The organism is Rhodococcus sp. R1101 (assembly GCF_000278445.1).
Lineage (GTDB): Bacteria > Actinomycetota > Actinomycetes > Mycobacteriales > Mycobacteriaceae > Rhodococcus > Rhodococcus gordoniae.
Window position 1 is genome coordinate 1 of record NZ_AJVB01000118.1, and the last position, 9368, is coordinate 9368.

Genomic DNA, 9368 nt, shown 5'->3' on the forward strand with positions numbered 1-9368 from the left:
GCCCATCGCAGCCCCGGAGTTGATGCCGATGATGTCGGGGCTGACGAGCGGATTGGCGGCAATGCGCTGCAATATGGCCCCCGAGAGCGCAAAAGCCGCGCCGACACCGAGCCCGGTCGATGCCCGGGGCAGACGGTCGCCCAGAACGACATCGCGCTCGATGAGGGTGCCTCCGCCGCCCACGATGGTGATGGCGTCGGAAACCGAGATCGGGTACACCCCGAGGACCAAGGACGCCGTGGCGACCGCAACGGCGGCCACGCCGGCGACGACGGTGAGCAGCACCGAGGAGCGGCTGACCCGAAAGGAGACCGAGGTACCTCGCGGGGCCACCGAGAGCGTGTCGCGGGTCGGACCGCGGCGCACCAGCGAACTCATGTGCCGACCACCTTGCGGTTGCGGACCAGGTAGAGGAAGAACGGGGCGCCGACCAGGCCGGTGATGATTCCGACCTGCAGCTGTTCGGGCCGGACCAGGACACGTCCGAGGATGTCGGCGATCAGCAGCAGCATGGGCGCGAGCACGATGGTCCAGGCGAGCACCCAGCGGTAGTCCGGGCCCGTGATCATCCGTGCGATGTGGGGTACCACGAGCCCGATGAACCCGACCGGACCTGCGATAGCGGTGGCGCCACCCGCAAGCAGGACCACGGCGAGAGCCCCTGCGGTGCGGTCGATCCACATACGGGCACCGAGGCTGCGGGCGAGATCGTCACCCAGAGCCAGAGCATTCAGCGCGCGGGTCAGGCCCACGGCAAGGACGACGCCGGCAGCGATGAACGGCGCCACCGCGGCCAGAGTTTCACTGTCCGAACGGGTCAACGATCCCACGACCCAATAACGGAAGTCCTCCATCGTGGAGGCGTCCTGGAGCGTGATCATGGTGGTGACCGCGCCCAGGAGCGCGGTGAACGCCGACCCGGCCAGAGCGAGCTTCACCGGTGTGGCACCACCCGGCCCGAGCGAGCCGAGCAGGTAGACGAAAACGGCGGCCACCGCGGCTCCTGCGAAGGCGAACCACACGTAACCGGCAGCGCTCGTGATGCCGAGACCGACCATCGCCGAGACCACCGCCAGTGCCGCGCCGGCGTTGATGCCCAACAGTCCGGGCCCCGCCAAGGGGTTGCGGGTCAGACCTTGCATCACCGCACCGGCGACGCCCAGCGCCATCCCGGCCAGCAGTCCGGTCACGGTCCGCGGGATGCGGATATATCGCACCACGCGCTCGACGTCACTGTCCGCTGAGCCAGTCACGGCCCCGGCCACGTCGGAGAGACCGACCGGCAGGGTGCCGAACAGGACCGAGCCGAGGGTCGCGGCCACCAGGACAATCGTGGCCACCGCGAGGCCGAGCAGACGAGTACGGTTGCCGCTCAGCAGGCCGGAACGCACGACAGGCGCGCCGGCAGCCGTGGCCGGACCGTCCGCAGATCGCTCTGGGGTCGTTGCCGCCGTCCTCACCGCCTACCTCACTCGCCCCCGTCTTGTCCGGTCTCGTCCGGGACGGCCGGGAACAGGTCGGGATGCAGCAGCGAGGCCAGCAGCTCGATTGCATGGGCGATCCGGACTCCGGCGGCGCGGTCGGCGAACAGGAACGGATGCACGGCACCGTTCCGCACGGCCGACAGGCCCGCGAGCGCCGGGTTCCGCATGATCGTCTGCGCCTCCTCGGCGCCGTCCTGGCGGGTATAGGAGGCATCGCAGCAGGTGCTGGTCAGGATGACATCGGGGTCGCGACGGATCAGCTCTTCGAGGTCGATCGCGACGTGGCGTCGCTCGACAAGGTCGGCAAAGGCGTTCACACCCCCGGCCTGCGCGATGATCCGGTTACCGAAGTCGATGCCACCGGCGACTCGGATGCCACCGCCCTCGTCGAGCAGGACGATCGCGACGCTCGGGCGGTCCGCCCCGGCCAGCACCTGGTCGACCGCCGCGATGCGCTGCTGTTGGTCGGCAATGACCTCCTCGGCGCGCTCCTCGACGTCGAACAGGGCCCCGAGGTCGCGCAGGTCGTCGTAGATCGTCTCGACGCTCACGGTGGCGGGGTCGATCGCCTCGTCCGACAGTCCGTCCGCGCTGGGGCACAGCGGGCTGAGGATCCAGCTCTGAATACCGAGGCGGGCCAGACTTGCCCGCGTGCCGAAGCTCTCGTCGCCGGCGCCGTCCTCGGTGAACACGTTGTTGTAGCCCGACAGGACGAAGTCGGGCCCGGTGGCCAGAAGCGCCTCACGGCTGGGGAGCTTCTCGACGTACGGCACCTGCTCCTGGGCATCTGCGTACTCGGGCAGCACCTGAGCGTCGAGGAAGGCGGTCTCGATCAGACGATCGCTGATCCCCAGCGCATGCGCGATCTCGATAGCCGGCTGGTAGGCGGCATACACGCGCTCCGGTGGCGCTTCCACGGTGACGTCGATCCCGCAGTTCTCGACGGTCATGGAGTCGGCCGACGCGGCGCTCTCCTTCTCGTCTGCGCTACATGCGCTCACGCTGATCAGTGTCAGACATGCGGCGGCGACGGTCAGTGTCCGACAGTTCAGCGAAGTCACGCGACGGCCTCCCTCTCGATGCGCTGGGGAATTCGGCACTCGGGCAGCGTCGAGGCAGGGAGGGGGCGGGTCGCAGCGACCCGATCACCGATTCCCGGTGCGTGGGCGCTCGCGATGGCGCGCCCTGCGGCAGGAGCCGGACGCCGAGGAGGCACAGCGGAGACAGAATGAGAGAGAGATGGGTGCACGGCTTCGCGCAGCCTTTCTCGGGGTATGCCGCCCCGATGCCGAAAGGTACGAATGGGGTGAGTATCTGGCTCGCAGACGCTTGTCGAAGCGCCGCTCACAGTGGCGGTACCGCGCCGGATTCACACCGGCTTCCTCGAATCCCATTGCGATGGACGCACCGAGGCTAGCAGGAGCCGACCATGCCCGATTTTCCGGCTCGTCCGAAGCAGGGGCCGGGCGCGGTGCAGGTCGGTGGTGGTGCAACGCCACTCGAACGGCGTAGCGGTCGTGTCCTGTTCGTCGTCGGTACCACCGCGGTGCGGGAGGGCGCCGTCATCGCCATGCCCTGTCCGGAACCGGAGAACAGACCCGAGGGGCATCACCGTTATCCTCGCGGGGTGGACTCACGGATGCCGGTGCTTGCGCAGGTGCGCGGTGCTGCCGTGGCGTCGGTGTCGGGGGCGGTGAGTATCGCTGCCCACGGCATGGCCGGTGGCGGCATGCCGCCGAGCCAATCAGCGGTGGTGCTGCTGCTGGCCGCGTGCGCGGGTGTCGGTGCCGCGGTCGCCGCCCTCGACGTGCGCGACCGGAACCGGACGTTTCTCCTCGCGGCGCTGACCGCCGGACAGGTGGTCGGGCACACCACCCTCACGGTGGTCGACGACCACGCGCACGATCTGGGACTGTCGTCCGCGATGTTCGCCACCCACCTTGCCGCTGTTGTGGTTTCCGCGGCTCTGGTGCGCGCCGTCGAAGGTGCGTGCCTGCACGTACTGGCGGCCTTCACCCGCGTGCTGCTGGTGCTCGTTTCTGTCCCGCCGGTGCAGACCGTTGTGTGGTCGGCGACGCCGATCCATCGGGCGACGCTGTCGTTGTGGTTGTTGGCCGGCACCGCCGCCGGTACGCGCGGACCGCCGACCTCGGCGTAGTCGGCTTCCCTCCCGATCACTCTGCTGCGCCCGTCACCGGCGCGGGAGAACACGCGATCGCCGGCGGCAGGGCCGACCTCCCTCTCTTTCCGCCGTCCCGCCTCCGCCCTCCACCGGAGGGTCGAACGCAGGGCGTGCGTGCCCTCAGCGGCATCGACCGGATTCGATCTGCCCGAGTCCCCTGATGCCCGCTTTCCTGACGGCGGCTTCGTCGACCGCATCTCCCGTGGCACACGTACTTCCACGTGAACCCACCCGGGAAACGCGCAGACGGCGACCGCCCTACGACAGCCGAATCGAGACACACTCATGTCCGTTCCCGAACTCGACCGCGGTACAGACGCCGCGGACGACACCGCCGCGGCACACGCCCGGCCTGCAACGAAGAACCCTCCGCCGCTTCACAGCATGCGGCCTCTGATCATGCGACTTCACTTCTATGCCGGGGTTCTGATCGCCCCGTTCCTGCTCATCGCGACGATCAGCGGTGGCCTCTATGCGATCGCTCCGACTCTCGAACAGGTGCTCTACCGCGACCTTCTGCACGTGGACACCTCCGGTCCGGCATTGCCGGTCGCCGATCAGGTACGGGCAGCTCGACAACTACGGCCGGATCTGACCGTCTCGGCGGTGCGCCCGGCCTCCGAAGCCGGTGAGACCACCCGGGTGCTGTTCACCGACCCGTCGTTGGGGGAATCCGAACGCACCGCGGTGTTCATCGACCCGGTGACCGCATCGTCGACGGGCGAATCGGTGGTCTACGGCAGCAGCAGCGCACTGCCGGTACGCACCTGGATCTCCCAGCTGCACCGGCATCTCCATCTGGGAGAGCCCGGCCGGCTCTACAGCGAACTCGCCGCATCCTGGCTCTGGGTGGTTGCCCTCGGCGGGATGTATCTGTGGGTGCAGCGCTACCGGACACAGCGCATTCGGAACATGGAATCTGCCCGTCTGCTGACCGTCGACCGCAACGCGCAAGGACGGAAGCGCACTCTCGGTCGGCACGGTGCTACCGGCATGTGGATCGTCATCGGATTGATCTTCCTCTCCGCCACCGGGTTGACCTGGTCGAAGTACGCCGGTGAGAACATCGGTGAGCTGCGCACCACGTTGAGTTGGACCACCCCGTCCACAGATGCCGCACTCGGTGCCTCCGCTGCCGCCGGGTCGGGAGGACACGACGACCATGGTGGACACGGCGTCGCGTCCGCCGACCCTCGGACACTCGACCGCACCATCGACTTCCTCGACGCGGCGCTCATTCTCGCGGCCGAGAACGAAGTCGGCGGCCGAGTCGAGATGAGCATCCCGGCCGATGAGCACACCGCCGTCACCGTCACCGAGACACGCCAGCCCTGGCAGTTCGTCACCGATGCCGTTGCCGTGGACCCCGCCACCGGCGCGGTGACCGACGTGAACCGGTTCGCCGACTGGCCCCTGGCCGCCAAACTCACCGCCTGGGGTATCGGACTGCACATGGGCATTCTGTTCGGCCTGCTCAATCAGGTGGTGCTGCTCGGTCTCGCGATCGCCTTGGCCACGATCATCGTGTACGGCTACCTGATGTGGTGGGAGCGCCGCCCTGCGCGCGGATCGCGCCGGATCCCCCGTCCCCCGCTGCGCGGTACGTGGAGGCGTGTCCCTCCGGCCGCGGCAATCGCAGTGGTGGCTGCGACAGTAGTCGTCGGCTGGTTCGTCCCGCTGCTCGGACTGAGCCTGCTCGCCTTCCTCGTCGTCGACGTCGTCGTCGGTCTCCTGCAGCGCCGACGCTCGCCCGAGTCCTCCCACGAGGCGACCTCCGCGACCGGCTGAGTCTCGTCGTCCCGGCTCGTCGGCTCGGACCCTGCCACGGGGTCCGAGCCGACCCGGCGGTCCGACTCTTCCGAATTCGTTCACGGAAGACTGCATTCCGGTCTCGGAGGTCGTCGTCGAGTCCACACGTCCCGACAGTGGGGACGACCCTTGTATAGTCGGCGCTGCGATCGGTTCGCCGCATGTCGTCGTGAGGAGCCCCGAAGACCTCGTGTGCGCGCCGAAGCACCCGATGCCGACAGGTACCGGGTGTGAGAGGGAACCCGGTGGGAATCCGGGACTGTCCCGCAGCGGTATGCAGGAACGACCGCCGTCACCCAGCACTGGACACCGAGTCCGGGAAGCGACGGCCACTAGGTCCATCTCGACGGAATCGGGATGGGTGCCTGCAAGTCCGAAGACCTGCCGATCGTGTCGGGCACGCCGTGCCCGACGGTATGCCGCCTCGTGGAATGGGCGCGTGCACCGATCGGCAACACCTCGACCACAGGTCGAGATCACGGGGCTCGTTTCGGGATACGCGTACGTCGGGCGGTAGACCACCAGCGACGAACACCGGAGAAAACCTGATGTCTGCTCCGACAGCATCCCCGTTCACCGCCACCGTGCTCGGATCCGCACGAATCGGACCGAACCGCGAACTGAAGAAGGCCATCGAGGCCTACTGGGCCGGGCGCCTCGACCGCGGTGGCCTGGAATCGGTTGCCGCGCAACTCCGCGCCGATACGTGGTCCCGTCAGCACACGGCCGGGCTGGACTCGATCCCGGTCGGGACGTTCTCGTACTACGACCACGTCCTCGACACAGCAATCATGCTCGGGGCGTTGCCTCCCCGGGTCGCGGGTATCGCCGACGACCTCGACCGCTGTTTCGCCGCAGCGCGCGGGACCGACGATATCGCCCCGCTCGAGATGACCAAGTGGTTCGACACCAACTACCACTACCTCGTCCCCGAGATCGGACCCGGCACCGTCTTCGAGCTCGACGCCACAAAGATCCTGGGTGAGATTGCGGAGGCACGCGAGCTCGGTGTGCCGGCCCGCCCCGTGGTCCTGGGTCCACTGACCTTCCTGCTGCTGTCGAAGCCCGTCGACGGGCAAGGACCGCTGCTCGATCGGGTCGACGAGCTCGTTCCCCACTATCTGGACCTGTTGGCGCAGATCGCCGACACAGGGGTCGACTGGGTGCAGCTCGACGAACCGGCGTTGGTCCGCGACCTCGACAGACCTGCTCTCGATGCGATCGGACGGGTGTACGACGCCCTGGCGCAAGCACAGAAGCGGCCGGCGATTCTGGTCGCGTCGTACTTCGGCAGCCTCGGGCCGGCGCTGGAGCGACTCGCACATACCGGAGTCGAAGGCCTCGCCGTCGACCTGGTCGCCGGTACCACCACCGGAATCGCAGGTCTGCCCGAACTCGCCGACAAGCTCGTGGTCGCCGGTGTCGTCGACGGCAGGAACGTATGGCGCACCGACCTCGAACAGGCCTTGTCGACGCTGGCCACACTTCTCGGTTCCGCAGCGGCCGTGGCGGTGTCGTCGTCGTGCTCACTACTGCACGTGCCGTACACGATCGATACCGAACCGGATCTCGACGAGTCGCTGCGCACGTGGTTGGCCTTCGGCAACGAGAAGGTCTCGGAGATCGTCACTCTCGCCACCGCTCTGCGTACGGGACGCGACGCCGTCACCGACGAACTCGACGCTGCCCGTACCGCCGCACAGGTGCGGGCCTCGGATCCGCGCCTGCGCAACGATCGGGTGCGCGGTGTCCTCGCATCGATCTCCACCGATCGCACCCGCACACCCGCCGACCGTCGGCGCGAGATCCAGCGTCGCCATCTCGATCTGCCGTTGTTGCCGACGACCACGATCGGCTCGTACCCGCAGACGACCCGCATCCGGGTGGCCCGTGCAGCGCTGCGCGCGGGCGAGATCGACCACGGCGAGTATGTGCGGCGGATGCGGGACGAGATTTCCGAAGTGGTTGCGCTGCAGGAGGAGCTGGGGCTCGACGTTGTGGTACACGGCGAACCGGAGCGCAACGACATGGTGCAGTACTTCGCCGAGCAGCTCCACGGGTTCTTCGCCACCGCCAACGGCTGGGTACAGTCCTACGGCACGCGGTGTGTGCGGCCGCCGATCCTCTACGGTGACGTCGCACGCCGCGCACCGATGACCGTCGAGTGGATCGTCTACGCCCAGTCCCTCACCGACAAGCCGGTCAAAGGCATGCTCACGGGCCCCGTCACGATCCTGGCGTGGTCGTTCGTCCGCGACGATCAGCCGCTCGCCGAGACCGCCGACCAGATCGCGCTCGCCATCCGCGACGAGACCGTGGACCTGCAGGCCGCCGGGGTGCGCATCATCCAGGTCGACGAACCTGCACTTCGTGAACTCCTGCCGCTGCGCGTGTCGGAACAGCCCGACTACCTGAAGTGGGCGGTCGGCGCGTTCCGGTTGGCGACATCCGGTGTCGCCGACTCCACGCAGATCCACACCCACCTGTGCTATTCGGAGTTCGGAGAGGTGATCGAGGCGATCGCCGAACTCGACGCCGATGTCACGTCCATCGAGGCGGCCCGCTCGCACATGGAGGTCCTCGACGATCTCGACGCCGTCGGGTTCGACCTCGGCGTGGGCCCCGGCGTGTACGACATCCATTCGCCGCGGGTGCCGAGCGAGGACGAGATCACAGCACTGCTGCGCACGGCTCTGCAGGCAGTGCCCGCCGACCGACTGTGGGTCAACCCGGACTGTGGGCTCAAGACCCGCGGTACGACGGAGGTCACGGCCTCACTGGCGAATCTCGTCGCCGCTGCCGCCACCGTGCGTGCCGAGCTGAACAGATAGCTACCGCACCACGAAGGAGGTCCTCGACGATGCCCGCCCATCGCACACTCGAATCCCTTGACCAGGGAGCAGAACTGGCGCACACACACTGCGGATGACATGACCACGAACGACCACGGTCCGCAGCTTTCGTGAACGTGCCGCCGAGCTTCCGTTGTGATCGTGGTGCTCGTCGTCGCCGAACTGCTCGACATGCAGTTCTCGAGAACTCGGGAGCGCGGAATGGCCACCGGTGCACGCTGTTACGCGCTCCGATGACCGTTTCGCGCTCCGATCCTCAAGTGAACGGAACCCCTCCGGTGACGGCGACGGTCTCGCCGGTGATGTAACTCGACTCCTGGGAGGCGAGGAAGACGTAGGCGGGCGCGAGTTCGGCGGGCTGGCCGGGACGTCCGAGCGGGGTGTCCCTGCCGAACTGCCCGTAGGCGTCCTTCGGCATCGTCGCAGGGATGAGGGGGGTCCAGATCGGTCCGGGTGCCACGGCATTGACACGGATTCCCTTGCTCGCCACGTCCGAGGCGAGGCCCTTGGTGAAGTCGACGATGCCGGCCTTCGTGGTCGCGTAGTCGAGCAGTCCGGGCGACGGGCTCACCGCCTGGATGGACGTGGTGTTGACGATCGTCGAACCCGGCTGCATCGCGGCGACCGCGAACTTCGACAACCAGAACAGAGCGTAGAGGTTCGTCTTCATCACGCGGTCGAACTGCTCGGTGGAGATGTCGCCGATGCCGCCGGGTTCGAGATGCTGATAGGCCGCGTTGTTGACGAGGATGTCGATGCCGCCGAGTTCGGACACCGTCGTGTCCACGAGCCGCCGGCAGAATTCCTCCTCCCGGATGTCCCCGGGCATCCGCACCGCACGTCGACCGGCGTGCTCGACGAGTTCGGCGGTTCGCCGCCCGTCCGCGTCCTCGTCGTCGAGGTAGGCCAGCACGACGTCGGCGCCTTCCCGGGCGAAGGCGATCGCGACCGCCCGACCGATACCGGAATCACCTCCGGTGATCAGTGCGCGCCGACCTTCGAGGCGTCCGCTCCCCCGGTACTGTCTCCTCACCGTGGTCG

6 protein-coding genes, 1 pseudogene and 2 riboswitches are annotated in these 9368 nt (G+C 67.9%); of the genes and pseudogenes, 3 read left to right on the top strand and 4 right to left on the bottom strand.

Annotated elements, in window-relative coordinates:
• The 3 genes from R1101_RS0110185 to R1101_RS0110195 all read right to left on the bottom strand — a co-directional run.
• On the bottom strand, positions 1 to 378 hold a 378-nt coding region (locus R1101_RS0110185), incomplete at its 3' end, for an iron chelate uptake ABC transporter family permease subunit (RefSeq protein ID WP_016933330.1).
• Positions 375 to 1460, bottom strand: a complete 1086-nt coding sequence (locus R1101_RS0110190) for a FecCD family ABC transporter permease (RefSeq protein ID WP_026003111.1) — start codon at positions 1458 to 1460, stop codon at positions 375 to 377. The genes R1101_RS0110190 and R1101_RS0110185, both read right to left, overlap by 4 nt.
• Positions 1461 to 1468: 8 nt before the next feature.
• Entirely contained in the window at positions 1469 to 2485 is a 1017-nt protein-coding gene (locus R1101_RS0110195) for an ABC transporter substrate-binding protein (protein WP_232284722.1), read from the bottom strand.
• Positions 2486 to 2772: 287 nt separating this feature from the next.
• A riboswitch (cobalamin riboswitch) is annotated at positions 2773 to 2906 on the bottom strand.
• A 217-nt stretch (positions 2907 to 3123) separates the two neighbouring features.
• On the opposite strand from R1101_RS0110195, the gene R1101_RS0110200 reads away from it, so the two are divergent.
• From R1101_RS0110200 to metE, 3 genes are all read left to right on the top strand, one after another.
• Positions 3124 to 3642, top strand: a complete 519-nt coding sequence (locus R1101_RS0110200) for a hypothetical protein (RefSeq protein ID WP_157179140.1) — start codon at positions 3124 to 3126, stop codon at positions 3640 to 3642.
• 309 nt (positions 3643 to 3951) lie between these two features.
• A complete protein-coding gene (locus R1101_RS26355) occupies positions 3952 to 5454 on the top strand; it encodes a PepSY-associated TM helix domain-containing protein (RefSeq protein ID WP_016933334.1) in 1503 nt (500 codons plus the stop codon).
• A 222-nt stretch (positions 5455 to 5676) separates the two neighbouring features.
• Positions 5677 to 5878, top strand: a riboswitch (cobalamin riboswitch).
• Positions 5879 to 6023: 145 nt separating this feature from the next.
• A complete protein-coding gene (gene metE, locus R1101_RS0110215) occupies positions 6024 to 8306 on the top strand; it encodes a 5-methyltetrahydropteroyltriglutamate--homocysteine S-methyltransferase (protein ID WP_016933336.1) in 2283 nt (760 codons plus the stop codon).
• A 277-nt stretch (positions 8307 to 8583) separates the two neighbouring features.
• Here the strand turns inward: metE and R1101_RS26360 are convergent.
• Positions 8584 to 9368, bottom strand: a pseudogene (locus tag R1101_RS26360) (SDR family oxidoreductase); the annotation flags it as partial.